Origin of the sequence: Micromonospora sp. DSM 45708, assembly GCF_039566955.1 — a bacterium.
Classification (GTDB): Bacteria; Actinomycetota; Actinomycetes; order Mycobacteriales; family Micromonosporaceae; genus Micromonospora.
Map to the genome: position 1 here is coordinate 6,345,632 of NZ_CP154796.1, position 20,894 is coordinate 6,366,525.

23 protein-coding genes and 3 tRNA genes are annotated in these 20,894 nt (G+C 73.5%); 15 read left to right on the forward strand and 11 right to left on the reverse strand.

What is annotated here, in order from left to right; all coding sequences use genetic code 11:
* Positions 1-2 precede the first annotated feature (2 nt).
* Complete coding sequence (locus tag VKK44_RS27685) at positions 3-1,487, reverse strand: dihydrolipoyl dehydrogenase family protein (RefSeq protein WP_343444114.1); 1,485 nt, start codon at positions 1,485-1,487, stop codon at positions 3-5.
* A 93-nt stretch (positions 1,488-1,580) separates the two neighbouring features.
* Between VKK44_RS27685 and VKK44_RS27690 the strand changes: the two genes are divergently transcribed.
* Positions 1,581-2,681 carry a serine hydrolase domain-containing protein gene (locus tag VKK44_RS27690; protein ID WP_343444115.1) on the forward strand — a complete coding sequence of 367 codons (1,101 nt, stop codon included), beginning with the start codon at positions 1,581-1,583 and terminating at the stop codon, positions 2,679-2,681.
* Between the two features lie 281 nt (positions 2,682-2,962).
* Here VKK44_RS27690 and VKK44_RS27695 read toward each other — a convergent pair whose 3' ends face one another.
* Positions 2,963-4,285 carry a cryptochrome/photolyase family protein gene (locus tag VKK44_RS27695; RefSeq protein WP_343444116.1) on the reverse strand — a complete coding sequence of 441 codons (1,323 nt, stop codon included), beginning with the start codon at positions 4,283-4,285 and terminating at the stop codon, positions 2,963-2,965.
* Positions 4,282-5,208 carry a phytoene/squalene synthase family protein gene (locus tag VKK44_RS27700; protein WP_343444117.1) on the reverse strand — a complete coding sequence of 309 codons (927 nt, stop codon included), beginning with the start codon at positions 5,206-5,208 and terminating at the stop codon, positions 4,282-4,284. Before VKK44_RS27700 ends, VKK44_RS27695 begins: the two co-directional genes overlap by 4 nt.
* A gap of 64 nt (positions 5,209-5,272) precedes the next feature.
* On the opposite strand from VKK44_RS27700, the gene VKK44_RS27705 reads away from it, so the two are divergent.
* From VKK44_RS27705 to VKK44_RS27750, 10 genes are all read left to right on the forward strand, one after another.
* The gene (locus tag VKK44_RS27705; RefSeq protein WP_343444118.1) at positions 5,273-6,427 is read left to right on the forward strand and encodes a polyprenyl synthetase family protein; all 1,155 of its coding nucleotides are present in this window, start codon (positions 5,273-5,275) and stop codon (positions 6,425-6,427) included.
* Positions 6,428-6,462: 35 nt separating this feature from the next.
* The gene (gene crtI / locus VKK44_RS27710; RefSeq protein WP_343444119.1) at positions 6,463-7,944 is read left to right on the forward strand and encodes a phytoene desaturase family protein; all 1,482 of its coding nucleotides are present in this window, start codon (positions 6,463-6,465) and stop codon (positions 7,942-7,944) included.
* Positions 7,941-8,561 (forward strand): isopentenyl-diphosphate Delta-isomerase, encoded by a 621-nt coding sequence (idi, locus tag VKK44_RS27715; protein WP_343444120.1) that lies wholly within the window; start codon positions 7,941-7,943, stop codon positions 8,559-8,561. Before crtI ends, idi begins: the two co-directional genes overlap by 4 nt.
* On the forward strand, positions 8,551-9,498 hold the full coding sequence (locus VKK44_RS27720) for a MerR family transcriptional regulator (RefSeq protein WP_343444121.1): 948 nt from the start codon (positions 8,551-8,553) through the stop codon (positions 9,496-9,498). The genes idi and VKK44_RS27720 overlap by 11 nt, the downstream gene beginning before the upstream one ends.
* Positions 9,499-9,574: 76 nt before the next feature.
* The gene (locus VKK44_RS27725; RefSeq protein ID WP_343444122.1) at positions 9,575-10,369 is read left to right on the forward strand and encodes a polysaccharide deacetylase family protein; all 795 of its coding nucleotides are present in this window, start codon (positions 9,575-9,577) and stop codon (positions 10,367-10,369) included.
* A 155-nt stretch (positions 10,370-10,524) separates the two neighbouring features.
* Positions 10,525-10,597: transfer RNA gene (locus VKK44_RS27730), tRNA-Glu, on the forward strand.
* Positions 10,598-10,630: 33 nt separating this feature from the next.
* Positions 10,631-10,704 (forward strand) — tRNA-Asp (locus VKK44_RS27735).
* A 74-nt stretch (positions 10,705-10,778) separates the two neighbouring features.
* Positions 10,779-10,852, forward strand: a tRNA-Phe gene (locus VKK44_RS27740).
* A 140-nt stretch (positions 10,853-10,992) separates the two neighbouring features.
* Positions 10,993-11,430 carry a VOC family protein gene (locus VKK44_RS27745; protein ID WP_343444123.1) on the forward strand — a complete coding sequence of 146 codons (438 nt, stop codon included), beginning with the start codon at positions 10,993-10,995 and terminating at the stop codon, positions 11,428-11,430.
* A 27-nt stretch (positions 11,431-11,457) separates the two neighbouring features.
* Positions 11,458-11,667, forward strand: a complete 210-nt coding sequence (locus VKK44_RS27750) for a hypothetical protein (RefSeq protein ID WP_343444124.1) — start codon at positions 11,458-11,460, stop codon at positions 11,665-11,667.
* Positions 11,668-11,770: 103 nt separating this feature from the next.
* Here the strand turns inward: VKK44_RS27750 and VKK44_RS27755 are convergent, their stop codons facing one another.
* Entirely contained in the window at positions 11,771-12,754 is a 984-nt protein-coding gene (locus VKK44_RS27755) for a hypothetical protein (protein ID WP_343444125.1), read from the reverse strand.
* Between the two features lie 165 nt (positions 12,755-12,919).
* On the opposite strand from VKK44_RS27755, the gene VKK44_RS27760 reads away from it, so the two are divergent.
* Positions 12,920-13,435 (forward strand): SRPBCC family protein, encoded by a 516-nt coding sequence (locus VKK44_RS27760; protein ID WP_343444126.1) that lies wholly within the window; start codon positions 12,920-12,922, stop codon positions 13,433-13,435.
* Between the two features lie 22 nt (positions 13,436-13,457).
* On the opposite strand, the gene VKK44_RS27765 is transcribed toward VKK44_RS27760, so the two are convergent.
* Positions 13,458-14,162 (reverse strand): DUF2786 domain-containing protein, encoded by a 705-nt coding sequence (locus VKK44_RS27765; protein WP_343444127.1) that lies wholly within the window; start codon positions 14,160-14,162, stop codon positions 13,458-13,460.
* 33 nt (positions 14,163-14,195) lie between these two features.
* Positions 14,196-14,585 (reverse strand): hypothetical protein, encoded by a 390-nt coding sequence (locus tag VKK44_RS27770; RefSeq protein ID WP_343444128.1) that lies wholly within the window; start codon positions 14,583-14,585, stop codon positions 14,196-14,198.
* 166 nt (positions 14,586-14,751) lie between these two features.
* On the opposite strand from VKK44_RS27770, the gene VKK44_RS27775 reads away from it, so the two are divergent.
* Positions 14,752-16,089: an ABC transporter substrate-binding protein gene (locus VKK44_RS27775; RefSeq protein ID WP_343444129.1), complete on the forward strand. Its 1,338-nt coding sequence runs from the start codon at positions 14,752-14,754 to the stop codon at positions 16,087-16,089.
* 62 nt (positions 16,090-16,151) lie between these two features.
* On the opposite strand, the gene VKK44_RS27780 is transcribed toward VKK44_RS27775, so the two are convergent.
* Both VKK44_RS27780 and VKK44_RS27785 read right to left on the reverse strand, forming a co-directional pair.
* A complete protein-coding gene (locus VKK44_RS27780) occupies positions 16,152-16,895 on the reverse strand; it encodes an enoyl-CoA hydratase/isomerase family protein (protein WP_343444130.1) in 744 nt (247 codons plus the stop codon).
* The gene (locus VKK44_RS27785; protein ID WP_343444131.1) at positions 16,892-17,749 is read right to left on the reverse strand and encodes a 3-hydroxyacyl-CoA dehydrogenase family protein; all 858 of its coding nucleotides are present in this window, start codon (positions 17,747-17,749) and stop codon (positions 16,892-16,894) included. Before VKK44_RS27785 ends, VKK44_RS27780 begins: the two co-directional genes overlap by 4 nt.
* A 162-nt stretch (positions 17,750-17,911) precedes the next feature.
* Here VKK44_RS27785 and VKK44_RS27790 point away from each other — a divergent pair, with 162 nt between their 5' ends.
* Positions 17,912-18,199, forward strand: coding sequence for a hypothetical protein (locus VKK44_RS27790; protein ID WP_343444132.1), 288 nt, complete (start codon positions 17,912-17,914; stop codon positions 18,197-18,199).
* A gap of 51 nt (positions 18,200-18,250) precedes the next feature.
* Here VKK44_RS27790 and VKK44_RS27795 read toward each other — a convergent pair whose 3' ends face one another.
* Positions 18,251-19,030 carry a class I SAM-dependent methyltransferase gene (locus VKK44_RS27795; RefSeq protein ID WP_343444133.1) on the reverse strand — a complete coding sequence of 260 codons (780 nt, stop codon included), beginning with the start codon at positions 19,028-19,030 and terminating at the stop codon, positions 18,251-18,253.
* Between the two features lie 52 nt (positions 19,031-19,082).
* On the opposite strand from VKK44_RS27795, the gene VKK44_RS27800 reads away from it, so the two are divergent.
* Complete coding sequence (locus VKK44_RS27800; RefSeq protein WP_343444134.1) at positions 19,083-19,481, forward strand: PPOX class F420-dependent oxidoreductase; 399 nt, start codon at positions 19,083-19,085, stop codon at positions 19,479-19,481.
* 71 nt (positions 19,482-19,552) lie between these two features.
* On the opposite strand, the gene VKK44_RS27805 is transcribed toward VKK44_RS27800, so the two are convergent.
* Positions 19,553-19,762 (reverse strand): BldC family transcriptional regulator, encoded by a 210-nt coding sequence (locus VKK44_RS27805; RefSeq protein ID WP_007073996.1) that lies wholly within the window; start codon positions 19,760-19,762, stop codon positions 19,553-19,555.
* Positions 19,763-20,018: 256 nt separating this feature from the next.
* Positions 20,019-20,858 (reverse strand): hypothetical protein, encoded by an 840-nt coding sequence (locus tag VKK44_RS27810; protein WP_343444135.1) that lies wholly within the window; start codon positions 20,856-20,858, stop codon positions 20,019-20,021.
* Positions 20,859-20,894: the final 36 nt, after the last annotated feature.

Genomic DNA, 20,894 nt, shown 5'->3' on the forward strand with positions numbered 1-20,894 from the left:
CGTCACTTCAGGTTGCGCAGCGCGTCCTCGATGGCCCGGTGGAACGTCGGGTACGCGTAGATCATGTGCCGGAGCTGGCTGATCGGCACGGCCGCGTGCACGGCGACCATAAGCGCGGAGAGCACCTCGCCGCCGGCCGGGCCGGCCGAGGTGGCACCGACCAGGACGCCCTGGTCGGCGTCGGCGACCAGCTTGATGAAGCCGGCGTTGCCGGTCTTGTGGATCCAGCCCCGGGTCGACGAGGTCAGGTCGGTGTAGCCGATCTGGACGTTGACGCCCCGGTCGCGGGCCTGCTGCTCGGTGAGGCCGACGGCGCCCACCTCGGGGTCGGTGAACGTGACCCGGGGCAGTGCCCGGTAGTCGGCCACCGGGAGGCTGCCCGGCGCGACTGTGGAACCGCCCGCGCTCATCGCACCGCCGACGGCGCTGACCACGCCGGCCGCGCCGCCGACCACGCTGGCGGTGCCGCTGGCGTCCGGCCCGCCCCTGGTACGCCGCATGTGGTCGAGCACGTCGGCCACCACGATGCCGGCCTGGTACATGGCGATGTGGGTGAACGCGCCCTCGCCGGTGAGGTCGCCGACCGCCCAGATGCCCTCGGTGACGTGCATCCGTTCGTTGACCGGCAGGTAGCGTTGCCCGGCGTCCACGCCCACCGTGTCCAGCCCCAACTCCTCCAGGTGCGCCCGGCGGCCGGTCACCACCAGCAGCTTCTCGCCGCTGAACGTGGCGCCGTCGGCGTGGATGGTGAACGCGTCGCCGTCGTGGCTGACCCGGCCGGCCTTGACCCCGGTGCGGATCTCCACCCCGTCGGCGCGCAGCGCCTCGGCGGCGAGCTCGGACGCCTCCGGCTCCTCGACGGCGAGCACCCGGTCGGCGGCCTCGACGACGGTGACGCGTACGCCGAACCGGGCGAACACCTGGGCCAGTTCCAGCCCGATCGCGCCGCCGCCGAGCACCAGCAGCGTCCCGGGCAGTTCCTCGACCTCGATGGCCTGGTGGTTGGTCCAGTACGGCGTGTCGGCCAGCCCGTCGATCGGCGGGACCGAGGGCCGGGTGCCGGTGCCGAGCACCACCCCGAAGCGGGCCTCGAAGACCTGGTCGCCGACGCGTACCCGGTTGGGGCCGTCGAGCCGGCCGCTGCCGCGTACGAACCGGCCGCCCTTGCCGGTGAAGCGGTCCACCGCCGCCTTGTCGTCCCAGGTGTCGGTGGCCTCCTCCCGGATCCGCTTCGCCACCGGCGCCCAGTCGGGGCGCACCTCGGCGGACCCGGCGAGTTCGTTCACCCGGTGCGCCTCGGCCAGCGCGTTGGCCGCCCGGATCATCATCTTGCTCGGCACGCACCCCCAGTAGGGGCACTCGCCACCGACCAGGTCCCGTTCGATGCCGACCACGTCGAGGCCGGCCTCGGCGAGCCGCCCGGCCACCTCCTCGCCGCCGACGCCGAGCCCGACCACGACCACGTCCACCAGTTCCGGCTCTGCCATTCCGCCAGCATTCCGCACCGCCGGGTGCCCCGGCCACCGGACCCGACTTGAATTCCCCCGCCCGTAAGGAGTGCGACCGCCTACCGTGGCCGGATGCACGCGCGCTTCGCCCCGGTCCGGGACTGCTTCCACGACCTCTTCGCCGCCGGCCGGGAGACCGGCGCGGCGCTGTCCGTCTGGCACGACGGCGTCCCGGTGGTGGAGCTGGTGGGCGGCACCCGCGCGGCGGTGCCGCCCGGCGCGGTCGTACCGGCGGCGGGGGCGCGACGGCCGTGGCGGCCGGACACGCTGGTCGACGTCTATTCGGTGGGCAAGCCGGTGGTGGCGCTGTGCCTGCTGCTGCTGGTCGACCGGGGCCGGGTCGACCTGGACGCGCCGGTGGCCGCGTACTGGCCGGGGTTCCGCGCCCCGGCTACCGTGCGGCAGGTGCTCGACCACACCGCCGGACTGCCCGCCTTCCCGGTGCCCCGGCCGGCCGAGACGATCACCGACTGGGAGCTGCTCTGCGCCGACCTGGCCGCGGCCGAGCCCGAGTGGGTGCCGGGCACCGTCGCGGGCGAGCACGCCTGGACGTACGGGCACCTGGTGGGTGAGCTGGTCCGCCGGGTGGACGGGCGTTCAGTGGGGCGTTTCCTGGCCGAGGAGATCGCCGGCCCGTGGCGGCTGGACCTGGCCTTCGGGCTGGGGCCGGCGGACCGGGGGCGGTGCGCCGACCTGTCGTACGGCGATCCGGGCTGGCCGGGCCGGACGCGCGGCGAGCCCGGATCGCTGCGGGCGCGGGCGTTGGACAACCCGCCGGGCGGACGCGACGTGGCGGTGGTGAACAGCGACCGCTGGCGGGCCGCCGAGATCCCGGCGGTGAACCTGCACGCGACCGCGTCGGCGCTGGCCCGGTGCTACGCGGGCCTGCTCGCCGGCGGCATCCTCGACGGGGTACGCCTGTTCAGCCCCGGCCTGGTGGCCGAGGCGACCCGGGTGCAGTACGCCGGCCCGGACCTGGTGCTGGACCGGACCGTGCACTGGACGCTCGGCATGCAGTGGGAGCCGGACGGCAGTTGGGGCATGGGTGGCATCGGCGGCAGCAGCGCCTGGGCCGATCCGGAGCGCGGCTACGCGTTCGCCTACGCGACGGCCCGGCTGGCCGAACACGACCGGGTGGACGAGCTGGCCGAGGCGCTGCACGCCTGCCTCTGACCGGTTGCCACTGAGCGTGACGATGGAGCGCCTTTACGCAGGGTGATTCCCGGTGCGGGAAGACCCGTGCCTCATCGTTCGCCTTTGCTCTGCAGCCAATTACGCAGCACCGTCGTGAGCAGGCAGTTCAGCCGTCGCACCGGAACGGCACGGTCGGGCGGACAGCCACTTTCCGTAACCGATGCGGATATGGCTGCAGAGCAAAGGGGGCTGCGGGCGGCGTCCAGCCCGGCCCGATCGATTACGGAAGGTCACCGAAGCGTGCGGGCGGGCGGGCGGGCTCAGCGCATCCAGACCGGGTCGCTGCCGGGGACGTCCAGTGGCGGCGGATAGTCGAGCGCGCGGCGCGTCCCGTCGGGCAGCCGCCACGGCTGGTGCACCGCCTTGCCGGCCACCGACTCCAGCTCCGGCACCCACCGCCGCACGTACGCGCCGTCCGGGTCGTAGCGCTCGGCCTGCCGCACCGGGTTGAAGCCGCGGTACGGCCGGCTGTCGTTGCCGGTGCCGGCCACCCACTGCCAGTTGCCGGAGTTGTTGACCCGGTCGCCGTCGAGCAGCCAGCGGAAGAAGACGTCCAGGCCCGGCCGCCAGTCCAGCCCGAGATGCTTGGTCAGGTAGCCGGCCGTGATCAGCCGGGCCCGGTTGTGCATCCAGCCCTGGGCCCGCATCTGCCGCATACCGGCGTCCACGATCGGCATCCCGGTGCGCCCCTCGGTCCAGGCCGCCAGCGCGTGCCCGTCGTCCCGCCACTCCTCCCGGGCGCCCCGCCGGTAGGCGGTGGTGGAGAGGTCGGGGAACCCGGCGACGACCTGGTGGTAGAAGTCGCGCCAGCAGAGCTGCCGGACGAACGGCCCGTCGCGGTCACCGGCCCGGTTCGCCACCGCCAGCGGGGAGACGCAACCCCATCGCAGGTACGGGCTGAGCCGGGAGGTGTCGTCGCCGGCCATGTCGTCGTGGATGTCGTCGTACCGGTCGAGCGTGGGCAGCCAGGCGGTGAGCCGGCGCCGGGCGACGCTCTCCCCGCCCTCGGCGGCGTCCGGGCTGTCGCCCTTCGGCGGTTGCGGCAGCCGGCCCGGGTCGACGCCGTCGGGCAGCCGGATCCGCTTCGGCGCGGCCAGCTCCTCCCGGAGCCTCACGCCCTGCCAGGCCCGGAAGTAGGGGCTGAACACCCGGTAGTGGTCGCCCCCGGCCGGCCGCAGCGCACCCGGCTCGACGATGGTCAGCCCGGGGAAGAGCCGCAGGAACATCCGGTGCCTGTCGCACTCGGCGCGCAGGCGGCGCTCCCGCCGGTGGGCGTGGCGGCTCACGTCGGCGGAGAGGCCGATGCCCTCGGCACCGACCCTGCGGGCCAGCGTGACCGTCTCGGCCACCGGATCGCCCCGCCGGACGACCAGGTCGCCGCCGCGCTTGCGCAGCGACTCGCGCAGCTCGGCCAGGCTCTGATGGAGGAAGCGGGTGCGGTTCGGCGAGAGCTGCTGCAACGTCGGGTCGAGCACGTAGAGCGGCACCACCCGGTCGAACGCCGTGACGGCCGCGGCCAGCGCCGGATGGTCGTGCACCCGCAGGTCGCGGGTGAACAGCACGACCGCCGTACGCTCGGTCATTCGGCCAGGGCCGGGGTGAGCGCCGGGCCGGGCACCCGCACCGGCGTGCCGGTCGGGGTGAGCAGCGACCGCGCGGCCACCGCCATCCGCCGCCGCTGCGGCACCAGGGCCCGGCGGACGAAGACGTCGAAGCCCTGGGCGGCCACCTCGTCGAGGATGCCGCCGTAGAGCGCGTACGCGGTCCGCATACACGCCTGCGAGGCGGGGTTGAGCAGCGGGATGCCGGGCGCGGCGGCCAGGTAGTGGGCCTGGGCGCGGGTCACCTCGTACTCGATCAGCTCGCGGATCGCCGGCGTGCTCCGCCCGACGGCCTTCGCGGCGAGCAGGTCGTCGCGGGTGACGTCGAACTTGGCCAGATCCTCGTCGGGCAGGTAGGTCCGGCCGCGGTCGAGGTCCTCGGCGACGTCCCGGATGAAGTTGGTGAGCTGGAACGCGAACCCGAGCTGGCGGGCGGGCTCCCGGGCGGCGGCCGGATCGGAGCTGCCCAGGATCGGCAGCATCATGGTGCCGATGACGGCCGCCGAGCCCTCCATGTAGTCGAGCAGGTCGTCGTAGGTCGGGTACGACATCACCGTCAGGTCCATCGCCATGCTGCGCAGGAACGACGCGAAGTCGGCGCGGTCCAGGTCGAACACGGCGATGGTGTGCAGCACGGCGGGGAGCAGCGGGTCGTCGACCGACGCACCGTGCAGGCCGGCGACGAAACGGTCCGACCACTCGCGCAGCTTGGCGGCCCGCTCGGCGGGCGGCAGGTCCTCGGTGCGGTCGACGATCTCGTCCGCGTAGCGGGTGAAGCCGTACAGGGCGTGCACATGCCGTCGTTTCCAAGCGGGGAGCAGCCGGGTGGCGAGATAGTAGGTACGGCCGTGACGCCGGTGCAGCTCGCGGCAACGGTCATAGGCAGCGGTGAGATCGGTGTCCACCGGCCCTCCTCGGTTTCGACGCAGCAATCGACGCAACTCGTAACCCTAGGGTACGCTTCCTCACATGGCCAACGACGCAGTTGCGGGTAATGCGCTTCGCGTCGCGCCGGCACAGCCGGAAGCGACGGACGATCCGGTCCGCGGCGTACTGGCCGCGTTCACGAAAGACCTGGTCAGCAGCGTCGATGACACGCTGACGGCGTTCCTGGCCGCCGAAGTCGACTCACTGGCCGAGATCGACGCAGCGATGGGTGGTTTCGCCGCCACCGCCCGTGACTGCGTGCTGGCCGGCGGCAAGCGGGTGCGGCCCACGTTCGCGTACTGGGGCTGGCGCGGGGTGGTCGGCGGCGACGCGCCACTGGGCACGGTGCTGCCCGCCCTGTCCGCGCTGGAGCTGCTGCACGCGTTCGCACTGGTGCACGACGACGTGATGGACGCCTCCGACACCCGACGCGGCCGGCCCACCGCGCACCGGGCCGCCGCCGCCCGGCACCGGGCCGCCGGGCACACCGGCGACCCCGACCGGTACGGCGAGGCGGTCGCCGTACTCATCGGCGATCTCTGCATGGTCTGGGCCGACCGGCTGATGGCGCACGCCACCGTGCCCGCGGACCGACTGCTCGACGTGCGCCGCTGCTACGACCAGATGCGGGTGGAAACGGTCGCCGGGCAGTTCCTGGACGTGCTCGGCGAGAACGACGCGGCGAGCTGGTCGGTCGACCGGGCGCTGCGGGTGGCCCGCTACAAGACCGCCAGCTACACCGTCCAGCGACCGCTGCTCTTCGGCGCCTGCCTGGCCGGCGCCGACGCGGACGGCCCGCTGATCGCCGCGTACACCCGCTACGGGCTGGCCGTCGGCGAGGCGTTCCAGCTCCGCGACGACCTGCTCGGCGTCTACGGTGACCCGGCGACCACCGGCAAGCCGGCCGGGGACGACCTACGCACCGGCAAGCCCACCGCGCTGCTGATGCTGGCCCGGCAGCTCGCCGACCCGGCCCAGCGCCGCGCCCTGGACCGGGCCGGCACGGCCACCGGCGGCCACGAGGTCGCCCGCCTGGCCGACCTGGTCCGGGACACCGGGGCCGCGGCCCGGGTGGAACGGATGATCGCCGAGCGGGTCACCGAGGCGTTGTCCGCGCTCGACACCGCACCGATCGACGAGACGGCGCGCACCGCGCTGACCGGCCTCGCCACCGCCGCCACCGCGCGGCGATCCTGATGGACACTTTCGTGAGCACGAGCAAGGGAGCCGGAATGCGCACCGTGAACGGACGGACCGACCGGGTGGTCGTGGTCGGCGCCGGGCTGGGTGGGCTCGCGTGCGCGCTGCACCTGGCCGGCAGCGGCCGTCAGGTGACGGTGCTGGAACGCGAGCCGGTGCCCGGCGGGCGTGCCGGCCGGCTCAGCGTCGACGGGTACGAGTTCGACACCGGGCCGACCGTGCTCACCATGCCCGACCTGATCGCCGAGGCGCTGGGCGCGGTGGGTGAGGAGTTGAGCGACTGGCTCGACCTCACCCCGCTCGACCCGGCCTACCGTGCCTACTACCCGGACGGGTCGACGCTCGACGTCATCACCGACACCACCCGGATGGCCGCCGAGATCGCCAAGGTCTGCGGCCCCCGGGAGGCGGACGGCTATCTGCGCTTCGTCGACTACGCGCGCAACCTGTGGAAGTGGGAACGGGCCGACTTCATCGAGCGCAACCTCGACGCGCCGACCGACCTGCTCACCGGCAACCTGCTGAAGCTGTTCGCGAACGGCGCCTTCCGGCGACTCCAGACGAAGATCAACCAGTTCTTCCGCGACCCGCGTACCCAGCGGATCTTCTCCTTCCAGGCGATGTACGCCGGCCTGTCGCCGCACGACGCGCTGGCCATCTACACCGTCATCGCGTACCTCGACTCGGTGGCCGGGGTCAGCTTCCCTCGCGGCGGCATCCACGCGGTCTCCCGCGGCATGGCCGGCGCGGCCGAGAAGCACGGCGTGCAGATCCGGTACGGCACCACGGTGACCCGGGTCGAGACCGCCCACGGCCGGGCCACCGGCGTGATCACCTCGGACGGGGAGTTCGTCCCCGCCGACGTGGTGGTGCTCAACCCCGACCTGCCCGTCGCCTACCAGGAGCTGCTGCCGTACAGCCGGCAGCGCAAGCTCACCTACTCGCCGTCCTGCGTGGTGCTGCACGTCGGTTCGACGCAGGGCTATGGCAAGATCGCCCACCACAACATCCACTTCGGACGCGCCTGGAAGGGCACGTTCGACGAGGTGATCCGACGAGGCGAGCTGATGACCGACCCGTCGCTGCTGGTGACGAACCCGAGCCGCACCGACCCGTCGGTGGCCCCGGCCGGGAAGCACACCTACTACGTGCTGGCCCCGGTGCCGAACCTGGACCGGGCGCCGTTCGACTGGTCCGGCGACCTCACCGAGCGCTACGCCGGCCAGCTCGTGGCCACGCTGGAGGAGCGCGGCTACGTCGGGTTCGGTGACGGCATCGAGGTGCTGCGGGCCGTCACGCCGGCCGACTGGGCCGCGCAGGGCATGGCCGCCGGCACCCCGTTCGCCGCCGCGCACAGCCTCTTCCAGACCGGCCCGTTCCGGCCGTCGAACCTGCACCGCACGCTGGGCAACGTGGTCTTCGTCGGTTCCGGCACCCAGCCCGGCGTGGGCGTGCCGATGGTGCTGATCAGCGGCAAGCTGGCCGCCGCCCGGATCACCGGACGGTCGTCTTGACCGCGCGGGAGGAGCACCTGGTCGAGCTGGTCGACGACGGTGGCCGGGTGCTCGGCGAGACCACCGTGGCCAACGCCCACCAGCCGCCCGGCCGGCTGCACCGGGCCTTCTCGGTGCTGCTCGTCGATCCCGCCGGGCGGGTCCTGCTCCAGCGGCGGGCCGCGGTCAAGACCCGGTTCCCGCTGCGCTGGGCGAACTCCTGCTGCGGCCACCCGCTGCCCGGCCAGTCGCTGACCGACGCCGCCAACCGCCGGCTCGCCGAGGAACTCGGCCTCGGTCCGGTCGGCCTGACCGAGGTGGGCGTCTACCTCTACTACGCCGAGGATCCGGCCACCGGCCGGGTCGAGTTCGAGTACGACCACGTACTGCGCGCCGACGTGCCCGCCGACCTGCCCACCCGGCCCGACCCGGACGAGGTGGCCGAGGTGCGCTGGGTGGATCCGGTCGCGGTGATCGCCGACCTCGACGCCGACCCCCGGGCGTACGCGCCCTGGCTGGGCGGCGTGGTGAACCGGCTGCTGCACCCGGCCGACCCGACCCGGTCGGGCGTGCCCGCCGAGTCGTCCCGGTCGGGCGTGCCCGCCGCTGAGGCACCGGAGCGGTCGGGTGGCCGATGAGGCGCTGAGCGCGGGGGCCGTCGCGCGCCGGTTGGGCGTGGCGGTCACCACGCTCCGCACCTGGCACCAGCGGTACGGCCTCGGCCCCAGCGAGCACGTGCCGGGCCACCACCGGCGCTACACGCCCGCCGACCTCGCCCGCCTGGAGATCATGCGGCGACTCACCGTGGAGGGGGTGGCGCCCGCCGAGGCGGCCCGCTGGGCCCGGCAGGCGCCCACCGTGCTGCCACCGGAACGGGTCGGGCTGAAGGCCGGCGTCACCACGGCGCGGGACGGCGGCGGGAACACCATTCCGGTCGGCCGGGCCGGGCCGGTCGCCCGTGGCCTGGCCCGGGCCGCCATCCGGCTGGACTCGGTGGCGATCGGCCGCACCATCGCCGACTCGCTCGCCGCGGACGGCGTGGTGGCGACCTGGGAGGGGCTGCTCCGGCCGGTGCTCGCCGGCATCGGGGAGCGGCACGTCGCCACCGCCGGCCTGATCGAGGTGGAGCACCTGATGTCCCGGTGCGTCTCCGAGGCGTTCGCCTCGGTGGCGCGCGCGCACCCGGCCGTCGGGACGCCCCGGATCCTGCTCTCCTGCGCCGACGAGGAGCAGCACTCGCTGCCCCTGGAGGCGCTGGCCGCCGCGCTGGCGGAGATCGGGGTGAGCTACCGCATGCTCGGCGCCCGGGTGCCGGTGGCCGCCCTGGTCGAGGCCGTCAACCGGACCGGCCCGGCGGCCGTGGTGCTCTGGTCGCACACCCGCGCCACCGCCGACCCGCACCAGCTCACCGCGCTGCTGGCCGCCCCGCGCCGACCGCTGCTGGTGCTGGCCGCCGGGCCCGGCTGGCGGGCCGACTCGCTACCGGCCGGGGTGGTCCGTCCGGTCGACCTGGCCGAGGCGCTCTCGCTGGCCGTGGCCGTACGGGATTCGCTGGATCAGTCGACGCCGGGCTGAGGGCCCCCTCCCGCTCGCCGGTGGCGTCCACTACGGTCGGAAAGTCCGTCTGACCCGACCCCTCCGGGAGCGACAGATGCCTCGACGCACCCTGTTGGCGTTCGCCCTCGGTCTGGTGCTCCTCGTCACCGGCTGCGGCGGCCCGGGCAAGACCCCTCAACGGGTCACCGCCCAGCCGTCGGTTCCGGCCGCGCCGACGACGACGACGCCCAGTCCGAAGCCGCAGCCGACCCGCACCACCGCGCCGCCGAAGCCGACGCTGCGTCCGCTGCCCAAGAAGCTCCCGGCCGGGCTGCATCGGCGCAGCGGCAGCCCGGGGGTGGCGCTCACCTTCGACGACGGGCCGGACCCCCGCTACACGCCGCAGATCCTGGCCCAGCTCCGGGCGGCCCACGTGACCGCCACGTTCTGCCTGGTCGGCAAGCAGGCCAAGCGCTACCCGCACCTGGTGGCCCAGATCGTCCGCGAGGGTCACCAGCTCTGCAACCACAGCTGGCGGCACGACGTGGACCTCGGCCGGCGGCCGGCGGCCGAGATCCGGGCCGACCTGGAACGGACGAACCGGGCCATCCACGCGGCGGCGCCCGACGCGCCGATCACCTGGTTCCGCCAGCCGGGCGGCCGGTGGACCGCCGAGGAACTCACCGTCGCCCGGCAGCTGGGCCTGCGCCCACTGCACTGGAGCGTCGACCCGCAGGACTGGGACCACCCCCCGGCGAAGAAGATCATCACGCGGGTGGAGTCGGCCGCCCGTCACGGTTCGGTCGTGCTGATGCACGACGCGGGCGGCGACCGGACCCAGACCATGGCCGCGTGCCGGCGCCTGATCCCCGATCTCAAGCGGCGGTACGGCATCGTCCGGCTCCGGTGACACCGCCGCTGAGCTGCGACTTCGCTCGGCAGTGTGCGGACGGCCATACCGGTTTGGTCGTCCGAGGAGGGATGGCATATGCTTCTCCTGCCTCCGGCGGGGCCGGATGGGAGCAAGTCCGCTTGAAGTTGCGAGTGTGCAATGATGGCGGGGCCGCCCTCATCGTCTAGCGGCCCAGGACGTCGCCCTTTCAAGGCGGTAGCACGGGTTCGAATCCCGTTGGGGGCACGGTCCGGCTCGCGCCGGATGCACCATCAGCAAGGTCCTGTGGAGCAGTTGGAGTGCTCGCCGCCCTGTCAAGGCGGAGGTCGCGGGTTCAAGTCCCGTCAGGACCGCAAGCGCTGACGCCGCGCACCTCATGCGCGGCGTTCTGCGTATCGGTCGTGCGGTAGCATGTGCCGAGCAACACGGCCAGGTAGCTCAGTTGGTACGAGCGTCCGACTGAAAATCGGAAGGTCGGCGGTTCGACCCCGCCCCTGGCCACATAGCCTTTCGCCGGGCTACAGGAGCGCCGACCAGCGGAAACGCCGGTCGGCGTTCTGCTTTTTCGCGCCCGGGCTGACCTTCCCCGGTCCGCACTCGCCCCGCCCCGGGGTGGCCTCCCGCGGGTCTATGGTGTGGCGATGTCCGAGCAGTGGTCATTGACCGTCGACTGCGCGCGCCCCCGCGAACTGGCCGCGTTCTGGTGCCTCGCGTTGGGCTACGTTCCGGCTGCCCCGCCAGAGGGGTTCGCCACCTGGGAGGCATGGCAGACCCACTTCAGGGTTCCCGAGGACGAGTGGGACGACGGCGCCTTCATCGAGGACCCGGACGGTGTCCGGCCCGGCGTGTCCTTCCTGAAGGTGCCGGAGCCGAAGGTGGTCAAGAACCGCATGCACTTCGATATCCACGCCGGTGGCGGCCGGCACGAGCCGTTCGAGATCCGCTGGCCGCGGGTCCAGGCGGCGGTCGCGAAACTGGTGGCGGCGGGTGGGACCGTACTCCGGCTGGACGAACCGGAGGGCTTGCCGGACCTCGTGACGATGGCTGATCCCGAGGGGAACGAGTTCGACGTCCTCTAGCTGGCACCGGTGCCCTACCGTTTGGACATGACGACGCTGCTGGTTTCCCTCTTGGTGGCCGTGCTGCTGGTGCTCGCGGTGGCGGTCTTCGTCGGCCGGCGCGACCGGAGCCGGACGACGTCGTCGGAAGACCGGGCCGCGTTGCACGCCGCCCGCGACGGGCAGGCCCGCACCGACGTGGAGCGCCACATGATGCAGGGCGAGGCGTCGCGGGGCCGCACCCCGCACAGCACCTGACACGCCCGGGCCAGCCGCGCGGCGTCCGGTGGGGGAGCAGATCCATGTCCGGCGCACGCTGCCCGGCCGCACCGACGGGCCGGGGTGACAGCGTCGGTGACCGTCACCGTCCCGGGCGCTGCTGACGGTGCTGACTCATGCCGCCCTGGATCGCCTCCCAGACGCTCCGGCCGGCCTGACGCAGCGTCTGCCCGGCCTGCCCGGCCAACTGTCCTGCCCCGGCACCCGGCGACGGCCCCCGCTCCGGCCCGCCGCTGCCTGATCCCGCACCACTACCCGCGCGAGGCCCATCGCCCCCGGCCGCACCGCCACCGCCGGCCCCGGCCTCACCACCGGCCCCGGCGTCACCACCGTCCCCGGCCTCACCACCGGCCCCGGTCTCACCAGCGGTCCCGGCGTCATCGCCGGCCCCGGTCTCCTTGGCGGACGCGACCGTCTCCCCAGAATCGGCCTCGTGCGCCGGTCCCGCACCGGCCACCGGCGTCGCGGACCCGGCTGTCCGACCCGGCTCGACCTCGTGCGCCGGTCCCGCACCGACCGGGCGGCCATCGTCCCCGGTCCCCGGTCCCGGCTTCTCGGCCCGCGAGCCGGCCGGCCGTTCCCCGCCGGGCGACGCGGCCTGCGCGATCTCGCCGGCCGTCGCGGATCCGGTCCGGCCGAGCACGTCGCCGGTCCGGCCCACCTGCTCCGCGACCGGCCCGGCGACCTGGCCGGCCGCCCGGTGCACGTCGTCGACGGTCGCGCCGACGGAACGGGCCAGCGCGTCGATCAGTTGCGGGTTGCGGTCGATCGTCGTCAGCGCCCGGTCCAGGATCTGCACCAGCTTCTCCAGCCGCACCTTGAGCAGCGCCTCGGCCCGGACCCCGGTGATGTCCAGCTCGACGCCCTCCAGGTGCACCCGCACGCCGGCGTCCAGTTGGAGCAGGTTGGCCAGCCGGGCACGCAGCGAGAGGTCCGCGTCGAGCCCGTCGACCGCGAGCCGGATCTCGTCGACCGACAACTCCGGCACGTCGAGCAGGACGTCCGGTTCCGGTACCGCCGCGCCCCGCGCCGTGGTCTGCCGGTCGGTCGCTCCGCTGTCGCTCATGCTCCCGCTCCCCCATCGGCCGGTCCGGGTCGACGGCGGTTACCCGGTTTCGGGTACGACATCCGTCGGGCGGTTCGCGCGGTCGGGAACCAGCGTTCCCGCTGTCCGGTAGCGGGCGGAAAGCAAAGCTGCACAGCGAGACATCAGCCGGTATGGTCCGGGCTTATGGGACAGGAGATGGCCGATCCGGATGAGGTCCGGCAGGAGTCCGACCGTTTCTCCCTCCGCAGCAGCATCCTCGTCCCGGCGTCCGGCGAGCGGGCGTACGCCGTCTTCACCGGCGCGCTGGCCGACTGGTGGGTCCGCGAGTACACCTGGTCCGGGCCGGAGGCGCTGGCCGGGCTCGGGGTCGAGCCGAGGGCCGGCGGCATGCTCTACGAGATCGGCCCGTACGGCTTCCGCACCGACTGGGGCCGGGTGCTGACCTGGGATCCGCCCCGCCGGCTGGTGTTCACCTGGCAGATCGGGCCGGACCGGGTGCCGGTGCCGGACCCGGCCCGGGCCAGCGAGGTGGAGGTGCTCTTCCACCCGGAAGGCCCCGACTCGACCCGGGTGGACGTCGAGCACCGTTACTTCGACCGGCACGGCTCGGCCGCCGAGGGCTACCGCGAGGCGCTCACCGCCGGCTGGCAGGAGCTGCTCTGCCGCTACCTGGCGACGGTCGCCCGGACCACCGACTGACCGGCCGCCACCCGAGCGCGGGTCAGCCGGCGATGCCCGGGCTCGCGCCGGTACCGCTCAGTCCGGTGCCACCGAGGTCGGCCCGACGGCCCGCGGCGGCGCCCGGGCCGAAGCCACCACCGGCGAGCCGGCGACGCGGGGCGGTACGCAGTCGCGGGTACACCTCGGCGAGCCGGCGTTGGACGCGGTCGGAGCGGTCCGCGAGCACCAGCGTCATCGAGGGCACGCCGGCCTCGGCGGCGGCGCCGGCCTCGGCCGCGCGCAGCCGCTCGGCGACCACCTGGGCGAAGCCGGCCAGCCAGGCGCGCCGGAACGCGGCCGGGTGCTCCCCGACCGGCACGGCGGCCCCGGCCAGTCCGTGCGCCGCCTGGACCAGCAGCGAGGTGAAGAGCAGCTCGACCCGTTCCAGGTCGCTGGCGAAGCCGAACAGGTGCATGGCGAAGCCGTTGCCCTGGCGGCGGCGGACGCAGCGGCACCGCAACGGGTCGGCGACGGCGGCGAGCAGGCCGGCCTTGTCCCGGGCGTACGGGGCGACCACCTCGACCGTCCGGTCGCCGACCGGGTCGCCGGCCGGTTCACGGGCGGCGAGCAGCGCCCGGTCGACGCCGTACCGGGCGATCAGCTCGGTGGCCTTGGCCATGAACGTGGCCGCCTCGGCGGGGGTGCAGGCCGGGTCCTCGGCCTGGGCGAGCAGCTTGCGCACCTTGCTGAGCATCGCCTCGGACATCAGTCAGGGGTACCACAACGGCGCGGCGCGCGGTCAGTCCTCCCGGCTGCGCAGCGTGGCGATGGTCGAGCCGGCGAGCGTGAGCAGGCAGTCGGGCAACAGTCCGTCGGCGGCTGCCGCACCGAACAGCGCCTCGCCGGTGTCGGCGTCGTCGTTGGCGTACGCACTGACGAAACGGGCCACCCAGCGGGTGTCGTAGTCGGCCTGGTCGATGCCGGGGAAGTCGAGCGCGGCGGCGCCCGCCGGGGCGTCGTCGCCGAGCATGGTGGCGGCCAGGCACCAGGCCACCCCGTACGCACCGGCCAGCCCGGAGCGGTCCACCACCGCGTCGAAGGCGCCGACCACGCCGGCGCCGTCGCCGGCCAGTGCCGAACGGAGCACGGCGGTCGCGTCGTCCAGCGTCTGCTGTGCGTCATCGGTCACCTGCGGAACTGTAAGGCCGGGGGTCAAGCGGTGACCCGTCATCAGCATGTCGATCACTGAGGGTGATACCCGCAGTCGGGGTGCCGACGGAGCCCGGTCCACAGTCCCACGTGCCGCACCGGCACGCTAATGTGCGCAGCGGACCTTCGCCGGAGGAAGGACGACCATGCTTGGAAATCGCACGTCGCGCGCGGCCCTGTCCATGGCCTGCGCGGCGCTCCTGCTCGCTACCAGCGCCTGCGGGAGCGACGAGCCGAAAGACGCGGGCACCACCCAGGTCCGCCTCTACGGCACCGACGGCAACATGCAGAACTCCTTCGCCGCGGAACTCAAGGACCGGGCGAATCTTCTCAACGGCATGAAGGGCACCACCCCGCTCACGCCGCTGCCGGAGAGCTTCAAGGAACGGCTACGCAACGTCAATCCGAAGCTGACCGACTTCCTCTACTCGGCCGAGTCGTACGACGCCGTGGTGATCAGCGCGCTGGCGGCCCAGCTCGCCGGCACCACCGCGCCGGCCGAGATCGCCCGGCAGATCGTCGGCGTGACCACCGGCGGCCAGCGCTGCGACGAGGTGGCGGCCTGCCTCCAGCTCGCCCGCGCCGGCCAGGACCTGGAGTACCGGGGTGTGTCGCTGACCCGGGCCGGTTTCACCGACAACGGCGAGCCGGCCACCGCCAGCTACGGCACGCTGCACTTCGACAACCAGCAGCTCGACGACGCGAAGACCGAGTTCGTCGGCGCCGGCGAGGAGTCCGGGGCGAGCACCAAGTCGCCGCCGCGTGGTCGTAAGCCCCGCGCCGGCAAGGCGAAGGACGCCCCGCTGGTGCTCGGCGGCCTGCTGCCGAAGACCGGTGACCTGGCGCTGGCGTACCCGCCGATGGCCGCCGCGGTCACGCTCGCGATAAACGAGATCAACGCCGGCGGTGGGGTGCTCGGCGAGCCGGTGAAGTTCATCGAGGGCGACGACGGCACGAACCCGGCGGTGGCGAAGGCGACCGTGGCGGCGCACGTCGCCCAGGGCGTCCCGGTCATCATCGGTGCCGGCGCGTCCGGCATCTCCCGCGCGGTGCTGCCGGACGTGGTGGCCGCCGGGCGGATCCTCTTCTCGCCGTCGAACACGGACGCGGGCCTGAGCACCGTGGACGACAAGGGGCTCTACTTCCGCACCGCCCCGCCGGACAGCCTCCAGGGCCGCGCGCTGGCCGACGTGATGCTGCGGGACGGTCCCCGCAAGATCGTGCTCCTGGCCCGTAAGGACTCCTACGGCGAGGGTCTCCAGGAGAACGTCCGGGCCGAGTTGGAGAAGGCCGGCGTCGGGGCGGACCGGGTCAAGCTGCTGACCTACGCGCCGCCGGCCGACCCGAAGACGCCTGTCGACTTCACCGGCATCGCCGGCGACATCAAGAGCTTCGGCCCGGAGGCCGTGCTGGTGATCGGTTTCGGTGAGTCGGCGACCGCGATCACCGCGCTGGCCGACGCCGGGGTGCCGATCCGGAACTGAGCCCGTTCGGGCATCGAGGGCCGCACCGGGACGTTCCGGTGCGGCCCTCGGCGTGCCGCGGCTCAGCGGGCCCGGCGTCGGTCCAGGAACTCGGTCATCCGCCGGTGCTTCTCCTCGTCCTCGAAGAGCACCGCCTGGCTCAGCAGGTCGAGCTGCGGGTGCGCGGCCGGCGGCGCGTCCACCGCCAGCTTGGTCAGCCGCAGCGCCAGCGCCGAGCCCTTGGCCATCTCGTCGAGCAGGCCGTGTGCGGTGGGCAGCAGCTCCGCCGGGTCGGCCACCACGCGGTTCACCAGGCCGATCCGCAGCGCCTCGTCGGCGTCCACCCGCCGGCCGGTGAAGAGCAGCTCCTTGGCCCGGGCCTCGCCGATCAGGGCCGGCAGCCGGTAGGTCGCGCCGGCGCCGGCCAGGATGCCCAGCCGCACCTCGGGCTGGCCGAAGACGGCACGGTCCGTGCACACCCGAAGATCGCAGGCGTACGCCAGCTCGGCGCCGCCGCCCAGCGCCGGGCCGTCGACCGCGGCCACGGTGGGCATCGGCAGCGCCCGGATGCGGGCGAAGACACCCTGGTTGATGGCGGCCAGCGCGTCCAGCCGGCCGCGCTCGCGGAGCTGCCCGATGTCGGCCCCGCCGGCGAAGACGCCCGCCGCCCCGCCGGTGAGCAGCATCAGCCGGGGGCGGGCCTCCAGCTCGGCGCAGACGGCGTGCAGTTCGCCGACCAGGTCGGCGTCGATCGCGTTGCGCTTCTCCGGTCGGTCCAGCGTGACGACGAGCCGGTCCGGCAGCTCCTCGATCCGCAGCCCGCTCATTGCTTCCCGCCGTCCGTCCAGGTGTAGAAGCCCTGCCCGGACTTCTTGCCCAGCTTCCCGGCGGCGACCATCTCCACCAGCAGCGGCGGCGGCGCGAACCGGTCCCCGTACGCGGCCTGGAGCGTGCGCGCGATGTCGAGTCGGACGTCCAGCCCGACCAGGTCGGTCAGCTCCAGCGGACCGACCGGGTGCCGGTAGCCGAGCACCATCGCCTTGTCGATGTCGGCCGGGGCGGCCACCCCGTCGGCCACCATCCGGATCGCCTCCAGGCCGAGCGTGACGCCGAGCCGGGAGGTGGCGAAGCCGGGCATGTCGCGTACCACGACGGGGTCCTTGCCCAGCCGGCCGGCCAGCGCGACCGCCGCCCCGGTGGTCTCCGGCGCGGTGGCCGCGCCGACCACGACCTCCAGCAGCGCCATCGCCCAGACCGGGTTGAAGAAGTGCAGCCCGAGGAAGTCCGCCGGGCGGTCCAGCCCCTCGGCCAGCTCGGCGATCGGGATGCTGGAGGTGTTGCTGCCCAGCAGCGCCGGCCGGCGGCCCTCGGCCTGGCGGAGCACGGCCCGCTTGAGGTCGAGCCGCTCCGGCACCGCCTCCACGATGACGTCCGGCCCCTCGGCCACCTCGGTCAGCCCGGTCCGCAGGGTCACGCGCACCCGATTGGCGGTGGCCGCCTCGGCGGTCAGCTTCCCCCGCTGCACGGCGCGGTCCCACAGCTCGCCGAGCCGCCGGACCGCGTCGGCTCCCCGGTCGGGGTCCACCTCGACCAGCTCGACCGCGTACCCGGCGCCGGCCGCCGCGTACGCGATGCCGAGGCCCATGGTGCCGGCCCCGACGACCACAAAACGACCACTCATCGTGTCCCCTCGCCGCGGCGGTGGCGCGCGGGGTCTCCACCGCGCCGGGCCGGCCGCTCGCTCGTCCTGGATGCGACCCTATGCAGGGCGGCTCCGTCGGGCATGCGTGGGGGCCGGGCGGATGGGGTAAAGGTCGCCGTCAACGCCGAAGGAAGGAACGAGATGAGTCAGGCACCGGAGAGCGCGGAGCGCACCGAGACGGTCGAGACGCGCGGTGACGAGCGGGTGGACCTGCTTCGTGCGGACACCAACAACGACGGCAAGACCGACGTGTGGGTGGTGGACACCGACGGCGACGGCAAGGCCGACCTGTTCCAGTTCGACACCGACGGCGACGGCAAGGTGGACATCACCATGGTCGACATCGACGAGGACGGCACGCCGGACGAGGTGGTCGACGGCGACGGTGGCCTCCCGCCCGAGGAGACCGCGCCCACCGTCCAGGTCTGAGAGGTAAGGAGGGGCCCCTTCTTATCGCGTACGCGATAGGAGGGGCCCTTCCTAACGCCTCAGCTCGAGCGTGGCGAGGTAGTAGGGGCGGTCCGTCGTGTCCACGTCGGTCAGTCGCCACGGGGAGTCGTGGACCAGCTCGGCGAACTCGTCGGGCGAGCACACCAGGTAGTCGAACCAGTCGGTGCCGAGCAGCCGGTAGCGCAGTCGCAGCCGGAGCTGCCCGCCGAGCCGGCCACGTCGCCGGTTCGCCTCGTGGTAGCCGGTGTGGACCGGGTCGGTGGTGCCGTACGGGTCGGTGCCGTGCGCGATCACCCGCGCCCCGGGGCGGGCCAGCGCGGCGAGCGCGGCCAGCAGCGCGGGGGCCCGCTCCCGCCCCTCGAACAGGCCGAGGTTGTTGCCGAGCAGCAGGAACGTGTCGTAGCGCCGGCCGTCCGCGACGTGCTCGTCGACGGTGCTGTGCACCAGCTCGCGGACACCCCGGTGACGGCTGACGCGCAACGCGCCGAGCGAGGTGTCCAGCCCGGTGACCGGCACGCCGCGCTCCTGGAGGTGCAGTGCGATCCGGCCGGCGCCGACCCCGACGTCGAGCACGTGGCCGTGCACCCGGTCGACCGCCCGGTGGTCGTGCGGCTGCCACCGCTGCGGCGGGTCCAGGTAGTGCCCGGCGGGCGCGCCGTTGACCAGCCCGTCGTCCCGTTCGATGATCTCGATGACCGGCCGCGGCAGCCGGCCGCCGGCCAGCGGCCGGGGCCCGATCCCGGTGGCCACCGCGTACGCGTCGCGGATCATCTCGCCGAACACGTCGCCGATCGTGGGTTCCCCGGTCATGGGTGCACGCTATCGGGGCTCGGCGACGCCGTGGCAGCCGTATCCTGGCGGCGTGACCGACCTGGACCGCCTGGCGGCGGAGAAGTACGTCCTGCTCACCACGTTCCGAAAGGACGGCCGGCCGGTGCCGACGCCGGTGTGGGCCGTGCGCGACGGCGACGCGCTGGCGGTGTGGACGGTGTCCGACTCCGGCAAGGTGAAGCGGATCCGGCGGGACGGCCGGGTCACGGTGGCCCCGTGCGACGTGCGGGGCCGCCCGCACGGCGAGGCGGTGCCGGGGCACGCGACGATCGACGACCCGGAGAGCACGCGCCGGGTCCGGGGGCTGCTCAAGCGCAAGTACCGGCTGATCGGCCGGTTGAGTTTGCTGGGCAGCCGGTTGCGTCGGGGCGAGGGCGGCACAGTGGGGCTGCGGATCGTGCTGGCCTCGCCGACCGCCGGACACGATTGAGGGCGGCGGATCGTCGCTGTCGCGACGTCCCACCGCCCCTGATCGGAACGCTTGAGAGATCGTCCGGGTCGTCAGTCCCCCTGACGCTGCTGGGGGATCTGCCCCTGCAGCAGGGCCCGAACCTCCGATTCGCGGTAACGGCGGTGGCCGCCCAGGGTCCGGATGGCGCTGAGCTTGCCAGCCTTGGCCCACCGGGTCACCGTCTTCGGGTCGACACGGAACATCGACGCCACCTCGGCCGGTGTGAGTAGCGGCTCGGGTTCGTGCGTTCGCGATGCCATCGGGGTCACTCCTCCACATGTATAGACATCGGCCGGGGTCCCGCCGGCCGACGCGTCTCCCATGGTCCGGCTAGTCCCCGATGTCCGACATGGGCCGAACGGCTGAAGGTCCCTAGACGGACGGATGAACCATGCCCGATTTTTACGACTTTTACACAGCAGAAACTACCTTATTCGGACTCATGATCACGGTTCGTGATGCGTCAACTACGAGACACTCTCATATCCCATACCCTGAAGTAGGGCAAACTGGGCGTCAATTACAGCGTTCTAGAAGTTGCACCGCACGCCACCGAGCCACCAGCTTGTCGTACGCCGCCGAGGCCTCCTCGGCCTCGCCCCGGGACAACCCGGCAAGACCCGCCGCGACCAGCTCGGTCGAGTCGTCGGCGGTCAGCGTCTCGTCCGGCAGCAGTTGCACCAGGCCGCCGTAGTCCAGCTCCACCACCGAGCGCGGGTGGAACTCCTCCAACCAGCGGGCGGCCTCCTCGACCGCCTCGGTGATCGGCGCCTCCCCGATCGACTTGCGCAGCACCGACAGCGCCCGGGACGAGCGGCGGCGCGCCTTGGAGATCTCCGTGCGGTAGCGCAGCGCGCGTCGCTCCGGCTCGGTGACCAGGTGCCGCTCACCGGCCTCGAACAGCACGAACCAACGCAGCGGCACACCCCAGGTGGCGACCTGCTCGTGGACCCGGGGCACGCCGTGCTCCAGCACGCGCGCCCCGCTGCGCCAATCCTCCACCACCGCCTTGGCCTGACCGGCCAGGACCGGCGGCACGAACGCGTCGGCGAGCACCGGGGGCACGCCGTCGCGGGCGCTCAACGCCGCCTCGGCGACCCGGATCCGCAGGTTCCACGGGCAGACCAGCAGCGTGTCGTCGGCCTCCAGGACGTACGCCTCGTCGGGCAGGTCGGGCAGGCGGGTCCAGCCCGCGCCGAGCGCCTCGATCACCGAGGTGCGCTGCCGGCCCGGCCCCTCCAGCGGGGCGATCGCACGGCCCTCGCTGACGTACCGGCGCCAGTACGACTGCCGGTCCCGGTCGAAGGCGGTCAGCGGCTCGTACACGCGCAGGTATGAAGCGAAGAGCGACGGCACGGCGCGATCCTCCCACGAGACGGGACCGTCCGTCGC